Source organism: Pseudomonas sp. MDT1-85 (assembly GCF_054898065.1).
This window is the reverse complement of sequence record NZ_CM142715.1, coordinates 2,099,688-2,118,726: the sequence shown is the minus strand read 5'-3', so window position 1 is coordinate 2,118,726 and position 19,039 is coordinate 2,099,688. Positions and strand designations below refer to the sequence as shown.

The following is a 19,039-nucleotide window of genomic DNA, read 5'->3' as shown; positions in this document are numbered from 1 at the left end:
GCTGATGCAGCAAAATGCCGTACCAACCTCGTTCGCAGTGTCCCCACACTGCCTGTCAGCGCGCTCGCCACTCCCCCAAACGCCCCCGCAAACGGGCCGCGCACTGGCTGTGTAACTGGCTGACCCGAGATTCGCTGACCCCCAGGACCTCACCGATTTCCTTGAGATTCAACTCTTCGTCGTAGTACAGCGCCAACACCAGTCGCTCACGCTCCGGCAAATTGGCAATCGCGTCCGCCAGCGCCGCCTGGAAGCGTTCATCTTCCAGATCGCGTGACGGCTCGAGATGAGCACTGGCGCCATCCTCGTGCAGCCCTTCGTGTTCGCCGTCCTGCAACAGATCGTCGAAACTGAATAACCGGCTGCCCAGGGTGTCGTTCAAAATCCCGTAATAATCGTCGAGACTCAATTGGAGTTCGGCCGCAACTTCGTGATCTTTAGCGTCACGGCCGGTTTTAGCTTCAATCGAGCGAATCGCGTCGCTGACCATGCGGGTATTGCGGTGAACGGAACGTGGCGCCCAGTCCCCCTTGCGCACTTCATCGAGCATCGCGCCGCGGATTCGAATGCCCGCGTACGTCTCGAAACTCGCGCCTTTGCTGGCGTCGTATTTGGTTGATACTTCAAGCAGGCCGATCATCCCGGCCTGGATCAGGTCTTCGACCTGGACGCTGGCCGGCAAACGCGCCAGCAAGTGGTAGGCAATGCGTTTGACCAGTGGCGCGTAACGCTCGATCAGCTCGTACTGCGCGTCACGTGCCGACTTCTTGTAGAGGTTGTAGCCACTGGCTGTCATAGGACGGGTCCTGCGGTCTGTTGCACGAGGCGCTCGACGAAAAACTCCAGATGTCCACGCGGGTTGGCCGGCAGCGGCCAGGTATCGACCTTCTGCGCAATGGCCTTGAACGCCAGGGAACACTTGGAACGCGGGAAGGCTTCGTAGACGGCACGTTGCTTCTGCACGGCCTTGCGCACGCTTTCGTCGTAAGGCACCGCACCGACGTATTGCAGGGCGACGTCGAGGAAACGATCCGTGACCTTGGTCAACTTGGCGAACAGGTTGCGGCCCTCCTGCGGGCTCTGGGCCATGTTGGCCAGGACACGGAAACGATTCATGCCGTAGTCGCGGTTAAGCAGTTTGATCAACGCGTAGGCGTCGGTGATCGAGGTCGGCTCGTCGCACACCACCAGCAGCACTTCCTGGGCGGCGCGCACGAAACTGACCACCGAGTCACCAATGCCCGCAGCGGTGTCGATCACCAATACATCGAGGTTGTCGCCGATGTCACTGAAAGCCTGGATCAGGCCGGCATGCTGGGCCGGGCTCAGATGAACCATGCTCTGGGTGCCGGACGCGGCCGGGACGATACGAATACCGCCGGGCCCTTGCAACAGCACGTCGCGCAGCTCACAGCGGCCTTCTATCACGTCGGCCAGGGTACGTTTGGGTGTCAGCCCCAGCAGGACGTCGACGTTCGCCAGTCCCAGATCGGCATCCAGCAGCATGACGCGCCGGCCGAGCTCAGCTAGAGCCAGGGACAAGTTCACTGACACGTTAGTCTTCCCGACGCCACCTTTGCCGCCGGTCACCGCGATCACCTGTACGGGATGCATGCTGCCCATGTTATTTCTTTACCTTGTCTTTCTTAGACGGAGGCCACATTACTGGCTGCGCGTTCACCAACTGAACAATGCATGGCAGACCATCGATGTAGGTACAAAAACCGTTCATTAATACCTCAGCCAACCCGCTTGGTCGGACTGTGGTAAAGGTCAGCGAACATATCAGCCATGGCTTCTTCGCTGGGTTCTTCCTGCATTTGCACGCTAACGGCGCGGCTGACCAACTGATGACGACGCGGCAGATGCAAATCATCCGGAATCCGCGGGCCGTCGGTCAGGTAAGCCACCGGCAGTTCATGACTGATGGCCAGGCTCAACACCTCGCCCAAGCTTGCCGTTTCATCCAGTTTAGTCAGGATGCAGCCGGCAAGGCCGCAACGTTTGTAACTGTGATAAGCGGCGGTTAGAACCTGTTTCTGGCTGGTGGTTGCCAATACCAGATAATTTTTTGATTTGATGCCGCGTCCGGCCAGGCTTTCGAGCTGCATGCGCAGTGCCGGATCGCTGGCCTGCAGGCCAGCGGTATCGATCAGCACCACGCGTTTGCGCAGCAAAGGTTCCAGCGCCTGCACCAGTGATTGACCCGGGTCGACATGGGTGACCGACACATTGAGGATGCGGCCCAGAGTCTTGAGCTGTTCCTGAGCGCCGATGCGGTAGCTGTCCATGCTCACCAACGCGATGTTTTGCGCGCCGTACTTGAGCACATAACGGGCGGCGAGTTTGGCCAGTGTGGTGGTCTTGCCCATGCCGGCCGGGCCGACCATCGCAATCACACCGCCCTCTTCCAGTGGCTCGACTTCCGGGGTGGCAATCATCCGCGCCAGATGCGCGAGCAACATGCGCCAGGCCTGACGGGGTTCTTCAATATCGGTAATCAGTGCCAGCAGATCGCGCGACAACGGCCCGGACAGACCGATGCGTTGCAGGCGACGCCAGAGGTTGGCCTGGGCCGGACGGCTGCCTTGCAACTGATTCCACGCTAAAGAACCAAGCTGCACTTCCATCAGTTCACGCAGGCTGTTGAGTTCGAAACGCATCGAGTCGAATGCACGCGGGTCAACGCCGGTCGCTGTGGCAGGAGCAGGCGCCGAACGCCGAGGCTCGGCCAGCGTCGGTTCGATCAGCGGCTCGGCGGCGGTCAACGGCAGGCCGGCGAACAATTGGCGATTGGTGGTCTTGTCGCTCTCGCCATCGCTACGCAGGCTCAGTTCGGCCTGGGCGGTGACGATCCGCGACTGGGTCTTGCGCAGCTCGTCCTCGAGTTCCATGTTCGGAACACGCGGGGCCAGCGCCGACAATTTGTAATCCAGGGCAGCCGTCAGCTCGACACCGCCGGCGATCCGGCGATTGCCAATGATGGCGGCATCAGCGCCCAGCTCATCACGAACCAGTTTCATGGCCTGACGCATATCGGCGGCGAAAAAACGCTTAACTTGCATAAACCACTACCTCAGCCGTTGGGCCCTACTGTCGCAACGATGGTCACTTGCTTGTTGTCAGGGATTTCCTGGTAAGCCAACACATGCAAACCCGGGACTGCCAGTCGGCCGAATCGCGAGAGCATCGCGCGAACCGGACCGGCCACCAGCAGAATCACCGGTTGACCTTGCATTTCCTGACGCTGCGCCGCTTCGATCAACGAGCGTTGCAGTTTCTCTGCCATGCTTGGCTCCAGCAGAACACCCTCTTCCGAGCCTTGTCCTGCCTTCTGAAGACTATTGAGCAATATTTGTTCCAACCTTGGCTCCAAGGTGATCACAGGCAGCTGCGACTCAGTGCCTACAATGCTTTGCACGATTGCACGGGATACGCCGACGCGCACCGCCGCCACCAAAGCGGCAGTATCTTGACTCTTGGCGGCGTTGTTCGCGATGGCTTCGGCAATGCTGCGAATGTCCCGTACCGGCACCTGTTCGGCCAACAATGCTTGCAAGACTTTGAGCAATTGCGACAGCGAAACCACCCCCGGCACCAGCTCTTCAGCCAGTTTCGGCGAGCTTTTGGCCAGCAATTGCATGAGTTGCTGGACTTCTTCGTGGCCAATCAGCTCGCTGGAGTGCTTGTACAAAATCTGGTTCAAGTGGGTTGCCACTACCGTACTGGCATCGACCACGGTGTAGCCCAGGGATTGCGCCTGGGCACGCTGGCTGATTTCGATCCAGACCGCCTCCAGACCAAAAGCCGGATCTTTGGCGGTAATACCGTTGAGCGTGCCGTAGACCTGCCCCGGGTTGATCGCCAGTTCGCGGTCCGGGTAAATCTCGGCCTCGGCCAGGATCACGCCCATCAGGGTCAGACGGTAGGCGCTTGGCGCCAGGTCGAGGTTGTCACGGATATGCACCGTCGGCATCAAGAAGCCCAGGTCCTGGGAGAGCTTTTTACGCACACCCTTGATCCGCGCCAGCAACTGACCACCCTGGTTGCGGTCCACCAGCGGGATCAGGCGGTAGCCGACTTCCAGGCCGATCATGTCGATCGGCGTCACATCATCCCAGCCAAGCTCCTTGGTTTCCTGGGCGCGGGCCGGCGATGGCAGCAGTTCCTGCTGACGCTTGACCTCTTGCAGGGCATGAACCTTGACCGCGTTCTGCTTCTTCCAGAACAGGTAAGCGCCGCCAGCCGCCACAGCTGCCATGCTCAGAAAGGAGAAGTGCGGCATGCCCGGCACCAGGCCCATCACCGCCATCAAGCCAGCGGCCACTGCCAAGGCTTTCGGCGAGGCGAACATCTGACGATTGATCTGCTTGCCCATGTCTTCCGAACCGGAAGCACGGGTCACCATGATCGCGGCGGCAGTCGACAACAGCAGTGATGGCAATTGCGCCACCAAACCGTCACCGATGGTCAACAAGGCGTACACCCGACCGGCATCGCCAAAGGTCATGCCGTGCTGGAAGATACCGACCGCCATGCCGCCGATCAGGTTGATGAACAGAATCAGCAGGCCAGCGATGGCGTCACCGCGCACGAACTTGCTGGCACCGTCCATCGAACCGTAAAACTCGGCTTCCTGAGCCACTTCCGTCCGGCGCAGTTTCGCCTGGTTCTGATCGATCAGGCCGGCGTTCAAGTCGGCGTCGATGGCCATTTGTTTGCCGGGCATCGCATCGAGGGTGAAACGCGCGCTCACCTCGGAAATCCGCCCGGCGCCCTTGGTCACCACGACGAAGTTGATGATCATCAGAATCGCGAAGACCACGATACCAACCACGTAGTTACCGCCGATCACCACTTCACCGAAGGCCTGGATCACCTTACCGGCGGCGGCATGGCCGTCCTGACCGTGGAGCATCACCACTCGTGTCGAGGCCACGTTCAGCGCCAGTCGCAGCAACGTCGCCACCAGCAGAATGGTCGGGAACACCGCAAAATCCAGCGGCCGCAAGGCGTACACGCAGACCAGCAATACGACGATGGACAAAGCAATGTTGAACGTGAAAAACACGTCCAGCAGGAACGGCGGCACCGGCAACATCATCATCGCCAGCATGACCAGCAGCAACAGCGGCACACCCAGATTGCCTCGACTGAGGTCGGCAACGTTTGTGCGTGCAGTGTTGATTAACTGAGAGCGATCCACCGGTTTTCCCCGTTCCTTTAAAGCAAACTTTTGACGCCTGAAGCAGGCGCAGGGCGGGTACTGCAAGAAGCCTTCCAACTTTTGGCGGGGTGGGAAATAGAGGGTTGCGCGAGTCACGGAAGATCAAAAGATCGCAGCCTTCGGCAGCTCCTACGGATTGGGTTTACACCGCAACATCGCGAGTAACGCACGATCCGTGCAGGAGCTGCCGAAGGCTGCGATCTTTTGATTTTAAACAGACATGTTTAATCGACATCTCCAGACACTCACCCAGGCTACACATTCTTGCGTCGTTGCCTACGACTACGCCAGAATCCGCCGGCTTGTGCGCCTAAGGGCCGGGCTCTATCGTTTCCCTGTCGCTGAAAAACAGCGATCGGGTTTGGTAGCCCGGTTTGACTTGCGTGCATAGCGCACCTGATGCAGAGCCTTTTCGGCCTGCGTTTATGGTGGCCATGCGCAGGGCGCCTTCGGGCGCGCCGGTTTTCCAAGTCACCGGTCTACCAACCTTCGTATGGCCACCACCCCTTCGTTTGGTAGCGAAGGATGATGGCTCCTCTTTTCCGATTTGGAGATTCATCTATGTTCAAACCAACACCCAACCCACCGGAAACCGATCCGGCATCCCCCTACGAATCCCTCGATTCCAAAAAACTCGACGACGCCGCCGACCGCGCCCTCGATCACTATATCTGCCCGCCCGGCTCAACCCCGCCACCACGCAGACCCCATGCGATGTACGCCGTCACCGCAGACTTCAAAAACGAGGAACTGCTGGCCAATGCCTGCGAATCGCTGGCTTCGGCCAAAACCATCGCCCAGGATTTTGCCGGGCTGGTGCCCGCGTCGCAGCGCCGGACGCTGCAGGGCATTGCGCAACTGATCATGCTGGGCGAGCTGGCGGTGAATCGGGTGCTGGATAATCTGGAGTTGCCGGGGTGATGCCGGCCGGCTGAGTTGTTCGGTATTCATGCTGGCCTCTTCGCGAGCAAGCCCGCCCCCACAGTTGATCTTTGTCGGACACAACCACTGGAGATCACTGTGGGCGGGCTTGCTGGCGAAGGCTGACTTGCGGGCAACACCAGACAGAAAAAGCCCGCCGCCCCTAAAAGAGGGACGGCGGGCCTTGTTGTTGATTCGATCAGCGCGACCATTCGTCTGAAATCCGACGGTACCTGTCAGATCTGACAGGTGCGCAATCTGCAACTAGGCGCTCTGATGAGACCTGTCCGCTCCCATCGCATAGGAACCTCACTCATGACCACCTCAACCCCACCGGACAATACCGTCCTCGTATTAAGCCCGCCCATTGTCAACGGCCAGACCACACCTGTGGAAGGTGCGCACATCGGCGTGCCCTTGGTGGCCTATGATCTGGTCACCGACGGTGAAGGCGCCGTTGTCCTCGTCGATCCACCGTTGTCGGGCGCCATGGATCCCGGCGATGTCATGGAGCTTTGGCTCGAGGATGAGTCGGCTGCACTGGACAGCGAAACCATTGTCGATCCGCACGTGCGCACCACGTTGCGCATTCCCAAGGGCCGACTGCATCCGGACAAGGTCAACAAGCTGTACTACACCGTCAGGCGCGGCAGCAGCAATATCGGCACCTCCACACCGTCGCTCGAAGTGCTCTACAACCGGATTCGCCCCGGTCTGAAGGACCGCCTGACGGATCCCGGCGGCCACTCCGAACTCAAGCTGCTTCTACCGGACGTGATCAAGAACGGCGTCGGCCCGGATTTCGTCAGCGCCGAAGTGTGCGTGGCCTTTCCGTATTGCCGGGCGTATGACCTCATCACCCTCAAATGCAACGGCGAACTGCTGGAGCCAAAGCCCAGGGTGAATCCGAACCAGGCGCCGCAGCCACCAAGTCCCGGCTCCGAAGATCCGATCACCATTTGCTTCACCATCACCCGTGCCTATCTGGACAAGGCGAAACGCCAGGATAAAAAGCTGCATTTTTCCTACACCGTCACCGACCAGATCGGCAACGGCCCGGACACCGATGCACCCTGGTCGCCAGTGCAGACCGTGGATGAGGATCTGGATGGCGTTCTGCTGCCGATGCCGATTCTGCTGGAACGCAAAGAGGACTATCCCGGTGACGACGCGAGCATCATCGATCTGGAAAAACTGGCGGGCGGGCCATTGCTGCTGGTTGTGATAACCCAGGACAACCGCTTTGAAGTGGGCGACGAGATTCTGGCGACGTATATCACTACAGGGCAAACCGAGCCCGTGGTAGTCAGCGGTAAAGTTGAAGGAGACCCCTTCATTGGGAAACTGCCTTGCTTTCTTGAAGTGCCCAATGAGAAGGTTTTCGCTGGCAGCAAAGTGACTGCGACTTATGAACTGCGCAGGCCCAATGGCGAACCGGTGGGGAGTTCCAACACGGCTAACGCAACGGTGACCGACGCGGCCCCGATTGATCTGCAACCGGAAATCACCTCGGTGACAGACTCCCTGAACAAAGAAATTCCGCATAACGGCGGCACCATCGATCCGCAGGTGAGGTTGACCGGAACTGCGACACCGCTGCAGCAGGTCGAGATTTTCGAGGGGGCAGTCACAAAAGGTGATCGCGCGGTCAATGCCAGGGGCATCTGGACCTATGACACAACGCTAAACGGGATCGGCACTCGCACATTCACAGCCAAAGCGAAGTACGGCACCGGTCAGGTCTCAGCCGACAGAACGTTTACCCTTTCGGATGCACTGACGCCTGCCATCACCTCGGTTGAGGACTCTGGAGGCGTGGAAATACCCAACAATGGAGTCACAACCGATACCTCCATCAAATTGAGCGGCACCGCCACACCGCGCCTGGAAGTCGAAATTTTTGATGGAGCTGTCTCGAAAGGTCAGGCAACTGCACATGCCACCACCGGCGTCTGGACGTTGCTCGTCACTGCCCTGGCTGTGGCAGCACACAGCTTTACCGCCAAGGCGCTGTACGGTTCCGGTGCCGTATCGGCCGCCAGAACACTGACCGTCACAGCCGCCACCGCACCGACTTTGACCTCCGTAAAAGGCTCTCCCAGCGGTGTCGAAATCCCTCAAGGCGGGGTCACCGTGGAAACGGCCGTCACCCTGAGCGGCGTCGCGGCCAACGGCCAGAAGGTCGAAGTCTTTGATGGCGCTGTCTCCAAAGGTCAGGCAACTGCACATGCCACCACCGGCGTCTGGACGTTACTCGTCACTGCCCTGGCTGTGGCAGCACACAGCTTTACCGCCAAGGCGCTGTACGGTTCCGGTGCCGCATCAGCCGCCAGAACACTGACCGTGACAGCGGTTATCGCGCCAACGCTGAGCGAAGTGCTTGACGACAAAAACGTTGAAATCCCCGAGGGTCAAACCACCGTCAGCACCGCCCTGAAGCTCAAAGGCACCGCGAGCAGGGGCCAGAAGGTCGAGATTTTCGAAGGAACCGGCCCGAGCGCAGTTTCCAAGGGCGTGGCCACAGCCTCGGCAACAGGCGATTGGGAGCTTTCGGTCTCTGTCGCCGTGGGGCCACGGCGGTTTGCCGCACAATCGCTGTATCACCCTTCTCCGGTGTACTCGAATGTGCGCACATTGACCGTGACCGCCGCCACCGCACCGACGTTGACATCGGTCAAAGGCTCTCCCAGCGGTATCGAAATCCCTCAAGGCGGGGTCACCGTGGAAACCGCCGTAACCCTGAGCGGCGTCGCGGCCAACGGCCAGAAGGTCGAAGTCTTTGACGGCGCTGTCTCCAAAGGTCAGGCAACTGCACATGCCACCACCGGCGTCTGGACGTTACTCGTCACTGCCCTGGCTGTGGCAGCACACAGCTTTACCGCGAAGGCGCTGTACGGTTCCGGTGCCGTATCAGCCGCCAGAACACTGACCGTCACAGCCGCCACCGCACCGACGTTGACATCGGTCAAAGGCTCTCCCAGCGGTGTCGAAATCCCTCAAGGCGGGGTCACCGTGGAAACGGCCGTAACCCTGAGCGGCGTCGCGGCCAACGGTCAGAAGGTCGAAGTCTTTGACGGCGCTGTCTCCAAAGGTCAGGCGACTGCACATGCCACCACCGGCGTCTGGACGTTACTCGTCAGTGCCCTGGCTGTGGCAGCACACAGTTTTACTGCCAAGGCGCTGTATGGCAATGGTGCCGCATCGGCGGCCAGAACCCTGACCGTGACGGCTGTTCTCAAGCCAACATTGAGCAATGTGCTGGACGACAAAGGGGCTGAAGTTCTCGAAGGCCAAACCACCGTCAGCACAGCTCTGACACTCAAAGGCACAGCGAGCCTGGGCCAGAGCGTCGAGATTTTTGAAGGAAACGGCCCGAGCCACACCTCCAAGGGTGTGGCTACAGCCTCGACGGCGACAGGCAAATGGGAGCTGTCGATCACTGTTGCAGTGGGTGCCCGGAGGTTATACGCACAATCGCTTTATCACCCGTCCCCGGAATGGTCAAATGTGCGCACACTGACCGTGACAGCGGCCGCCGCGCCAACGCTGAGCAACGTGCTTGATGACAAAAACGTTGAAGTTCCCGAGGGTCAAACCACCGTCAGTACCACCCTGAAGCTCAAAGGCACCGCGAGCAAGGGACAGGAGGTCGAGATTTTCGAAGGAACCGGCCCGAGCGCGGTTTCCAAGGGCAGGGCCACTGCCTCGGTGACCACAGGCGAATGGGAGCTTTCGGTCTCTGTCGCCGTGGGGCCACGGCGGTTTGCCGCACAATCGCTGTATCACCCTTCTCCGGTGTACTCGAATGTGCGCACATTGACCGTGACCGCCGCCACCGCACCGACGTTGACATCGGTCAAAGGCTCTCCCAGCGGTGTCGAAATCCCTCAAGGCGGGGTCACCGTGGAAACGGCCGTAACCCTGAGCGGCGTCGCGGCCAACGGCCAGAAGGTCGAAGTCTTTGACGGCGCTGTCTCCAAAGGTCAGGCGACTGCACATGCCACCACCGGCGTCTGGACGTTGCTCGTCACTGCCCTGGCTGTGGCAGCACACAGCTTTACCGCCAAGGCGCTGTACGGTTCCGGTGCCGTATCGGCCGCCAGAACACTGACCGTCACAGCCGCCACCGCACCGACTTTGACCTCCGTAAAAGGCTCTCCCAGCGGTGTCGAAATCCCTCAAGGCGGGGTCACCGTGGAAACGGCCGTCACCCTGAGCGGCGTCGCGGCCAACGGCCAGAAGGTCGAAGTCTTTGATGGCGCTGTCTCCAAAGGTCAGGCAACTGCACATGCCACCACCGGCGTCTGGACGCTGCTGATCAGTGCCCTGACCGTGGCCGCACACAGCTTCACCGCCAAAGCTTTGTATGGGAGCAATCCTGTGTCGGCAGCACGGACCTTTACCGTGGCAGTGGCGACGGCCCCGACCATAGCCTCTGTCAAAGGCACTCTCAGCGGCAGGGAAATTCCGCAGGGCGGGACAACAGCCGAAACGGCGGTGACCCTCAGAGGCATCGCTGCCAACGGACTAAAAGTCGAGGTTTTCGATCATGGAGTGTCCCAAGGTGAAGCAACCGCCGATGGTGCCAGTGGTGAGTGGACCTTTAACGTGGGTTATCTCGGCAGGGTAGAACACAGTTTCAAAGTAAAAGCACTATATGGAACGAGGCCAGAGTCAGCGCCTTGGAACTTTACAGTTCTAAAAGCCATACATATTCCACAGGGAAGGCTATTAATCGGCCGGTCTATAAGTACTGAAACGTGTAGGATTACGTTTTTGACTCAAAATCAAGGGAACTGTTATATAGAAAGCAAGGGGAACATTTTTCCGTATGCGCCCTACAGCCCATCATCAATCACGTATCAAGCCGACTTGATTGGCCAAACGACAGATCGAGTAAATCTTAGGGCCTACCCGGGGAACCTTACTGGACCAACGACTATCACCATTGCTTATCTTAATTCATCCGGAGCAACATTGAAGACCACAAGTACGCCTGTTAAACCGGCGGAGACGCATCATATTGATTCAGGAAGACTACCTGGGATTGCGTCGGTCAGGATAACTGTAACCGGTCAAGTTAATGTTGATCAATTTGAGTTTGGCAAGGTGCCATAGGCAGATTTTTTGCCCTGAGGAAAAAATGGGACGGGAAAAAGGGGACGCATTTATTTATCGAAGGCAGTGGATCGGATGCTGGATGAACTGGAGTTGACGCAGTAACAGGACCCCGTGACAAGCGCTGAATGAGGCGTCGTGGCTGCTGACGCCTTCGCGGGCAAGCCCGCTCCCACAGGGATCGGTGTCGACACAGACCTGTTATCTACACGCCGAGTTGTGGGAGTGCGCTTGCTCCTGACGGCGATCCTACGAAGGCGGCCTCACAGCAACCCCATGTTTCACGCATAAAAAAACCGTCACCCGGTTGATCAGGGTGGCGGTTTTTTCTTTTCGGCTGTTGTGCGATTTACTGCTCAATACCGGAGGATTTTCACTTTCCCATTCTTGTTCCTGGGCAACTCAAACTCAACCTCGCCGCCCACCTTGACGTTCGCCTGCAGGGCATCAGCCAATGGAATGCTGAATCGGTATTCTTTCGCCGTCAGAAAAAAACCCGTGGCTTCGGCAAAGGAAAGGGATCGTCCCGATTGCTTCGGCGTGATGGTGCCCCTTCCGGTTTTTTCATCGTAGCTGTTGAAGATACCTTTCATTGCCTTGCTCCCTTGCACTCGCTCGCCTGACCGCGCCAAGTGCGCGGCAGCACCTTGCATCAAACTGCAAAATCGCGACGACTGCACCTGTCAGAGTTGACAGCAAGGGGCGGTCCCGGACAAATGGCTGCGCGGCAACGTCAGGAATCGCGCCGCAGATCCGGCGGAATCGGCAAATCTTCCTGGAGCGGATCCGGACGCTTGCCCTTGCCAGCGCGGTACTGGCGAATCTGGTAAACGTAGGCCAGTACTTGGGCAACCGCCAGATACAGCCCACCTGGAATTTCCTGCTCCAGCTCCGTGGAGTAGTAGATCGAACGCGCCAGCGCCGGCGATTCGAGCAGCAGCACATTGTTGGCCACGGCGATTTCGCGGATTTTCAAAGCGAGGAAGTCGCTACCCTTGGCCAACAGCACTGGCGCATTGCCTTTGTCTGGATCGTACTTGAGTGCTACGGCGTAATGGGTCGGGTTAGTGATGACCACATCCGCCTCGGGAATCGCCGCCATCATCCGCCGCTGCGACATCTCGCGCTGCAACTGGCGAATGCGCTGCTTGACCTCTGGTTTACCTTCCTGATCCTTGTGCTCGTCGCGCACTTCCTGCTTGGTCATCAGCAGTTTCTTGTGGCTTTCCCAGAGCTGCACCGGCACGTCGACCGCAGCAATGAGGATCAGCCCGCAAGCCATCCACAAGGTGCTCCAGCCGACCAATTGCAGGCTGTGAATTATCGCCATGTCCAATGGCTCGTGGGCGATGCGCAGCAGATCGTCGATGTCCGCCGACAAGACCGCCAACGCCACGAATAACACGATAAAAAACTTCGCCAGAGCCTTGAGCAACTCCACCAGCGCCTTGGCCGAGAACATCCGTTTCAGTCCCGCGCCGGGGTTCATGCGACTGAACTTGGGCGCCATGGAGCCGGCCGCGAACAGCCAGCCACCCAGGGAAATCGGACCGATCAGCGCAGCCAGCAGCATGGTGATCATCACCGGCTGAATCGCAAAAAGGGCAATCTGCCCCGAATGCAGCAGGTACGTGCCCATGGAGCGCTGATCCAGAATCACTTCCCGCGACAGCGAGAAGTTCATGCGCATCAGCTCCATCATGTCCTGCGCCAATGCGCCGCCAAAAATCAGCAGCGCACCCGCGCCGGCGAGCATGACCGCCAGAGTATTGAGTTCCTTGGAGCGCGCAATCTCGCCCTTCTCACGGGAGTCCTTTTTACGTTTCTCCGTGGGGTCTTCTGTTTTGTCCTGACCGCTTTCGCTCTCAGCCATGACTCAGCGCGCCCGTGCCAGTTCGCGTAACAACTGCAAGGCTTCGGAGGCCAGCGGTTGATACTGATTGAGAATGTCCGCCAGGCCGACCCAGACAATGAACAGCCCGAGCACCAGAGTCAGCGGGAAGCCGATCGAGAAGATGTTCAGCTGCGGCGCCGCCCGGGTCATCACGCCAAACGCAATGTTGACCACCAGCAACGCCGTGATCGCTGGCAACACCAGCAACAGCGCCGCACCGAGTACCCAGCCGAGCTTCCCGGCCAATTCCCAAAAATGATGGACCATCAACCCGCCGCCGACCGGCAGCGTGGTGAAGCTTTCGGTGAGGACTTCGAACACCACCAGATGGCCGTTCATCGACAGGAACAGCAGCGTCACCAGCATGGTGAAAAACTGCCCGATCACCGCCACCGATACCCCGTTCGTAGGATCGACCATCGAGGCGAAGCCCATCCCCATCTGGATCGCGACAATCTGCCCGGCGACCACGAAAGCCTGGAAGAACAACTGCAAGGAGAAACCCAACACCGCGCCAATGATGATTTGCTCGGCGATCAGCAGCAGTGCGCTGAGGTCGAGCGCATTGATCGGCGGCATCGGCGGCAGGCCGGGGGCGATGACGAAGGTGATCGCCAGGGCGAAGTACAGACGGATGCGCATGGGCACCAGGGTCGTGCCGAAAATCGGCATGACCATCAGCAACGAACCGATGCGAAACAGCGGCAACATGAACGTTGCCACCCAGGTACTGATCTGGGTATCGGTCAGCTGCAGCAGCGACATGATTCAGCCGATGACCTGAGGAATGCTGTGGTACAGCTGGAGGATGTATTCCATGAAAGTCTGCACCAGCCACGGTCCGGCAACGATCAGCGTCACCAGCATCACCAGCAGGCGCGGCAGGAAGCTCAGGGTCTGTTCGTTGATCTGGGTCGCCGCCTGGAACATCGCCACCAACAACCCCACCAACAAGCTCGGAATCACCAACACGGCGACCATCATGGTGGTCAGCCACAGCGCTTCGCGAAAGATGTCTACGGCAACTTCCGGCGTCATGGTGAAACGCCGCCGAAGCTGCTCGCCAACGTGCCGATGATCAAGGCCCAGCCATCCACCAGCACGAACAGCATGATCTTGAACGGCAGGGAAATGATCAGTGGCGAGAGCATCATCATACCCATCGCCATCAGCACACTGGCCACCACCAGGTCGATGATCAGGAACGGGATAAAGATCATGAAGCCGATCTGGAACGCGGTTTTAAGCTCCGAAGTCACGAACGCCGGCACCAGAATCGTCAGCGGTGCCTGATCCGGCGAAGCAATGTCGGTGCGCTTGGACAGGCGCATGAACAACTCCAGATCGCTGCTGCGAGTCTGGGCGAGCATGAAGTCCTTGATCGGCACTTGCGCCTTGGTCACGGCATCCTGAGCGGTGAGTTTTTCCGCCAGATACGGCTGCAAGGCATCCTGATTCACGCGATCGAACACCGGCGCCATGATGAACATGGTCAGGAACAACGCCATGCCGGTGAGGATCTGGTTCGACGGTGTCTGCTGCAGGCCCAGGGCCTGACGCAGGATCGAGAAAACGATGATGATCCGGGTGAAACTGGTCATCAGCATGACGAACGCCGGGATGAAACTCAGCGCGGTCATGATCAGCAGGATTTGCAGGCTGACCGAGTATTCCTGAGCGCCTTCGGCGTTGGTGCCCAGGGTGATCGCCGGGATCGACAACGGATCAGCGGCGAACGCCAGCGGCGCGGCCAGCATCAGGGCCAGCGTCAAGACGATGCGTAGCGCACCCATTACTTCTTATCCTTCTGATCCTTGCCGAGCATCTTCAACAGATGCTGAGCAAACTCGGGGGTCGCTTTCTCGGTAGTGGCGGGCACTTGCACCGGCTCCTTGAGCACATGCAGCGCGGTGATGGTGCCAGGGCTCAGGCCGAGCAGAATCTGTTCGTTGCCGACCTGGACCAGCATCAAACGATCACGAGGGCCAAGCGCGCGGGAACCGATCAGTTCGATCACTTGCCCCTTGCCGGCCGGCCCGGCCTGTTGGACCCGGCGCAGCAGCCAGGCAAGGAAGAAAATCAACCCCAGCACCAGCACTAAGCCGAATACCAATTGCGTCAATTGCCCGGCCACACCGCTGCTGACGGCCGGCGCAGCGGCCGCTGTCGCAACCGTCGTCACCGGCTCGGCAGCCATTACGCTGAACGGCAAGGCCAGCGCTAACCCAAGCGCTAACCCAAGCCCCCCTCCCAGAACCTTTTTCACTCAGCGCAGCTTCTTGATGCGTTCGCTTGGGCTGATCACGTCGGTCAGGCGGATGCCGAACTTCTCGTTGACCACCACCACTTCACCGTGGGCGATGAGCGTGCCGTTGACCAGCACGTCCAGCGGCTCGCCGGCCAGACGATCGAGCTCGATCACCGAACCCTGGTTGAGTTGCAGCAGGTTGCGGATGTTGATATCGGTGCTGCCGACTTCCATGGAAATCGACACCGGGATATCGAGGATCACGTCCAGGTTCGGACCGTCCAGCGTCACCGGATCGTTGTTCCTCGGCACGCTGCCGAACTCTTCCATTGGCAGGCGGTTGGACGAGGAACCGCTGGCGTCGGCGGCCAGCAAAGCATCGATATCATCCTGACCGGCGTCACCGGTTTCTTCCAGGGCCGCAGCCCACTCATCGGCCAGCGCCTGGTCGTCCTGGGCGTTCATATCGTCGTTCATCATTTGTCCTCGGCGGGCACCTGCTCAATCAAGAGCAGTCAATTAAAAGGGGGGAGTGGAGCGCCGGTCAGCGGCGCTCGATCGGCTCGATCACCTGCAACGCGAGGTTGCCTTTGTGCGAGCCCATCTTGACCTTGAAGGCCGGTACGCCATTGGCGCGCATGATCATTTCTTCCGGCATCTCGACCGGAATAATGTCCCCCGGCTGCATGTGCAAGATGTCGCGAAGACGCAGCTGGCGGCGGGCCACGGTGGCACCGATCGGTACATCAACGTCCAGCACATCCTGGCGCAAGGCGTTGATCCAGCGCTCGTCCTGATCGTCGAGGTCCGACTGGAAGCCGGCGTCGAGCATTTCGCGCACCGGCTCGATCATCGAGTACGGCATGGTTACGTGCAGGTCGCCGCCACCGCCATCGAGTTCGATGTGGAACGTCGACACCACAACGGCCTCGCTCGGGCCGACGATGTTTGCCATGGCCGGGTTCACTTCCGAGTTGATGTACTCGAAGTTCACTTCCATGATCGCCTGCCAGGCTTCCTTCAAATCGACGAAGGCCTGTTCCAGCACCATGCGCACCACACGCAGTTCGGTAGGGGTGAATTCACGCCCTTCGATCTTTGCGTGACGGCCGTCGCCGCCGAAGAAGTTGTCCACCAGTTTGAACACCAGTTTGGCGTCGAGGATGAACAGCGCGGTGCCGCGCAGCGGTTTGATCTTGACCAGGTTGAGACTGGTCGGCACGTACAGCGAGTGCACGTATTCGCCGAACTTCATCACCTGCACGCCACCGACGGCAACGTCCGCCGAGCGGCGCAGCATGTTGAACATGCTGATGCGGGTGTAGCGGGCAAAACGCTCGTTGATCATTTCCAGGGTCGGCATGCGTCCACGGACGATGCGATCCTGGCTGGTCAGGTCGTAGCTTTTGACACTGCCGGGTTCGGCAGCGTTATCGGTCTGTACCAGACCATCGTCGACGCCATGCAACAGCGCATCGATCTCATCCTGGGACAGCAGGTCCTGCACGGCCATGTCGTGTTCCTACTGCAGTACGAAATTAGTGAAAAGCAACTGTTCGATCACCACTTTGCCCAGCTCTTTCTGCGCCACTTCCTGGACGCTGGCCGTGGCTTTCTGACGCAACATTTCCTGGCCGACAGGCGTCGCCAGCGTGGCGAAATCCTGACCGGAAAACAGCATGACCAGATTATTGCGGATCACCGGCATGTGGACTTTGAGCGCGTCCAGATCGGCCTGATTGCGGCCCTGCAGAGTGATGCTCACCTGCATGTAGCGCTGGCGGCCGTTCTGGGTGTAGTTGGCCACGAAGGCCGGCGCCATGGGCTCGAAGATCGCCGGCTGCTTGCCGACCACAGCGGTTTCAGCCGCGGGGGCAGGCTTGCTCTGGGCGCTGTGCATGAAGAACCAGGTCGCCCCCACGGACAAGCCGATCGCCAGCAACAGGGCTACGACGATCACAATGATCAGCTTGATTTTGCCTTTGGTTGCGGGGTCTTTCACTGGTGCTGCGTCGCTCTTAGCCATGCCAATAATCCGTCACTATTCAGGTTTTCACAGTCGCACCGCAAGGCAAGAGCAAGTGTTATGCCAGAAGTGTCGGGAGGGTGTTGAGGCAAGGGATCATCAGCCACCACAAAACAAATGTGGGAGCGAGCCTGCTCGCGATGAGGCAGTAACATTCAACATCTCCGTTGATTGTTCCACCGCTATCGCGAGCAGGCTCGCTCCCACACAGGGGGTATTGCGTTTGATCAGGCGTAGTAGTCGACGGCGCTGGAGCCAATCACGCTGGTGGTGTTGGCGGCTACTTCAGCGACAGTCGCAGGGAGTTCTTCATCGACAGAGTCGAGGCGACCACCACTGGCGTTGGCACGCCCACCCTGCCCCTGTTGAGCCTGCTCCTGACCCTGCCCCTGCCAACCACGGGACTGATCGGATACGTTGACGTCCACCTGGCCCATGCCTTGTTGCGCGAACATATCGCGCAGACGATGCATTTGCCCGTCGAGCGCTTCGCGAACGCTGGGGTGGGCGCTCATGAAGGTCACCTGGGTCTGCTGATCCGGAACCATGTTCACCCGAATATCGAGGCGTCCGAGCTCGGCCGGTTGTAATTGAATATCAGCCGCCTTGAGATTGGCGCTGGACAGGTACATGACCCGATTGACCACCTCTTCGGTCCAACCGCTCTGATGCATGGCGATTGGCTGATTCACCGGCAATGCATTGGCCGTCTTCGGGGTTGCCGCCTGGGTCAGTGCCGCCAGACGGTTGGCGAAGTCATCGACACGGGTATCACTGCTGGCGGACTTGAGGTCCTTGAGGCCGTCATCGATCAGGCCACTGAAAGCCTTTTCGCCACCCTGACTAGTGCTGTCCTGATCGGCTTTTACATCGAGCATGCTCGCCATGCCCGCGGCAAAGTTTTGTGCCGAAGTTGGCTCACCATCGACTTGAGCCGGGGTCGGCGACGCTTTTGGCTGGGCCTGGCTGGCGGCCGAAACGTGTCCGCCCTGCTCCATGGCCATGCGCACGGCTGGCAGCGCATCGAGAGGATCGGCTTCGGGGTCGAAATCCGGATCAGCGACCGCTGCAACTTGCGCGGCAGCCGCAGTAACGGAGGCTGCGGCAGGGACTTCAACGGATGACTGCACAGCGGCCACCACCGGTGGAGTTTCCGGCGCGGGAACCTGTACAACCGGCGCGATGACCTGCATCAAGGCTGGATCGAGGCTCGGGTCCATTGGCGCGGCATCGACTACCGGTGTTTCGGCAGCTGCGGACGTTTCGTCCGCGGCCGTCTTGTCATCCGCCTGCGCCGGTTTATCGGCGGGCAAGGATTTGCCGCTATCGGCAACCGTCGGTTCAGGGGCGGCAGACTTGTCGTTGATCACGTCTTTTTTGCCGGCACTGTCCGGCACTTTGTCGCGTGCGGGTTTAGCCGAGCCATCCGCCAGGGCGGAGGATTTATTCTGGGCCTGATTGGCATAGACCTGAGCGAAGCTGGAGGCCTTGTCCCCGGGCTCAGCCGTCAGCGCCGGCGTATTGGCGGATGCGGCTTGAGCCTTGGCCGTCGTGGCGGCCTGAAGAAGAGTGTTTGGGGTAACGGGCATAAAACGGTCTCCGCTG

At 59.5% G+C, this 19,039-nt stretch carries 16 protein-coding genes; 2 read left to right on the top strand and 14 right to left on the bottom strand.

Features of this window, described 5'->3' with window-relative positions; translation table 11 throughout:
* Positions 1-55: 55 nt before the first annotated feature.
* The 4 genes from fliA to flhA form a co-directional block, all read right to left on the bottom strand.
* Positions 56-796, bottom strand: a complete 741-nt coding sequence (fliA, locus tag ACYZT2_RS09570; protein WP_007894214.1) for an RNA polymerase sigma factor FliA — start codon at positions 794-796, stop codon at positions 56-58.
* Positions 793-1,623 carry a flagellar synthesis regulator FleN gene (gene fleN / locus ACYZT2_RS09565; RefSeq protein ID WP_008001746.1) on the bottom strand — a complete coding sequence of 277 codons (831 nt, stop codon included), beginning with the start codon at positions 1,621-1,623 and terminating at the stop codon, positions 793-795. The genes fliA and fleN overlap by 4 nt, the downstream gene beginning before the upstream one ends.
* 116 nt (positions 1,624-1,739) lie before the next feature.
* Entirely contained in the window at positions 1,740-3,065 is a 1,326-nt protein-coding gene (flhF, locus tag ACYZT2_RS09560; protein ID WP_461971614.1) for a flagellar biosynthesis protein FlhF, read from the bottom strand.
* A gap of 11 nt (positions 3,066-3,076) precedes the next feature.
* The gene (gene flhA / locus ACYZT2_RS09555; protein WP_461971612.1) at positions 3,077-5,206 is read right to left on the bottom strand and encodes a flagellar biosynthesis protein FlhA; all 2,130 of its coding nucleotides are present in this window, start codon (positions 5,204-5,206) and stop codon (positions 3,077-3,079) included.
* 582 nt (positions 5,207-5,788) lie between these two features.
* Between flhA and ACYZT2_RS09550 the strand changes: the two genes are divergently transcribed.
* Together ACYZT2_RS09550 and ACYZT2_RS09545 are read left to right on the top strand one after the other, a co-directional pair.
* The gene (locus ACYZT2_RS09550; RefSeq protein WP_461971610.1) at positions 5,789-6,148 is read left to right on the top strand and encodes a DUF6124 family protein; all 360 of its coding nucleotides are present in this window, start codon (positions 5,789-5,791) and stop codon (positions 6,146-6,148) included.
* A gap of 315 nt (positions 6,149-6,463) precedes the next feature.
* Entirely contained in the window at positions 6,464-11,266 is a 4,803-nt protein-coding gene (locus ACYZT2_RS09545) for a hypothetical protein (RefSeq protein ID WP_461971608.1), read from the top strand.
* Positions 11,267-11,622: 356 nt separating this feature from the next.
* Here ACYZT2_RS09545 and ACYZT2_RS09540 read toward each other — a convergent pair whose 3' ends face one another.
* The 10 genes from ACYZT2_RS09540 to ACYZT2_RS09495 form a co-directional block, all read right to left on the bottom strand.
* Entirely contained in the window at positions 11,623-11,859 is a 237-nt protein-coding gene (locus ACYZT2_RS09540; RefSeq protein ID WP_461971606.1) for a hypothetical protein, read from the bottom strand.
* Between the two features lie 140 nt (positions 11,860-11,999).
* Positions 12,000-13,139, bottom strand: a complete 1,140-nt coding sequence (gene flhB / locus ACYZT2_RS09535) for a flagellar biosynthesis protein FlhB (RefSeq protein WP_461971604.1) — start codon at positions 13,137-13,139, stop codon at positions 12,000-12,002.
* A 3-nt stretch (positions 13,140-13,142) separates the two neighbouring features.
* Positions 13,143-13,925 carry a flagellar biosynthetic protein FliR gene (gene fliR / locus ACYZT2_RS09530; RefSeq protein ID WP_461971602.1) on the bottom strand — a complete coding sequence of 261 codons (783 nt, stop codon included), beginning with the start codon at positions 13,923-13,925 and terminating at the stop codon, positions 13,143-13,145.
* Between the two features lie 3 nt (positions 13,926-13,928).
* The gene (gene fliQ, locus ACYZT2_RS09525; RefSeq protein WP_007938648.1) at positions 13,929-14,198 is read right to left on the bottom strand and encodes a flagellar biosynthesis protein FliQ; all 270 of its coding nucleotides are present in this window, start codon (positions 14,196-14,198) and stop codon (positions 13,929-13,931) included.
* Positions 14,195-14,953: a flagellar type III secretion system pore protein FliP gene (fliP, locus tag ACYZT2_RS09520; protein ID WP_030130550.1), complete on the bottom strand. Its 759-nt coding sequence runs from the start codon at positions 14,951-14,953 to the stop codon at positions 14,195-14,197. The genes fliQ and fliP overlap by 4 nt, the downstream gene beginning before the upstream one ends.
* Positions 14,953-15,357, bottom strand: coding sequence for a flagellar biosynthetic protein FliO (gene fliO, locus ACYZT2_RS09515; protein WP_461973052.1), 405 nt, complete (start codon positions 15,355-15,357; stop codon positions 14,953-14,955). Before fliO ends, fliP begins: the two co-directional genes overlap by 1 nt.
* Positions 15,358-15,426: 69 nt before the next feature.
* Positions 15,427-15,885, bottom strand: a complete 459-nt coding sequence (fliN, locus tag ACYZT2_RS09510) for a flagellar motor switch protein FliN (RefSeq protein ID WP_095634473.1) — start codon at positions 15,883-15,885, stop codon at positions 15,427-15,429.
* 67 nt (positions 15,886-15,952) lie between these two features.
* On the bottom strand, positions 15,953-16,921 hold the full coding sequence (gene fliM / locus ACYZT2_RS09505; protein ID WP_008072629.1) for a flagellar motor switch protein FliM: 969 nt from the start codon (positions 16,919-16,921) through the stop codon (positions 15,953-15,955).
* A gap of 9 nt (positions 16,922-16,930) precedes the next feature.
* A complete protein-coding gene (fliL, locus tag ACYZT2_RS09500) occupies positions 16,931-17,434 on the bottom strand; it encodes a flagellar basal body-associated protein FliL (RefSeq protein WP_461971599.1) in 504 nt (167 codons plus the stop codon).
* Between the two features lie 227 nt (positions 17,435-17,661).
* The gene (locus ACYZT2_RS09495; protein WP_461971597.1) at positions 17,662-19,023 is read right to left on the bottom strand and encodes a flagellar hook-length control protein FliK; all 1,362 of its coding nucleotides are present in this window, start codon (positions 19,021-19,023) and stop codon (positions 17,662-17,664) included.
* Between the last annotated feature and the right edge of the window lie 16 nt (positions 19,024-19,039).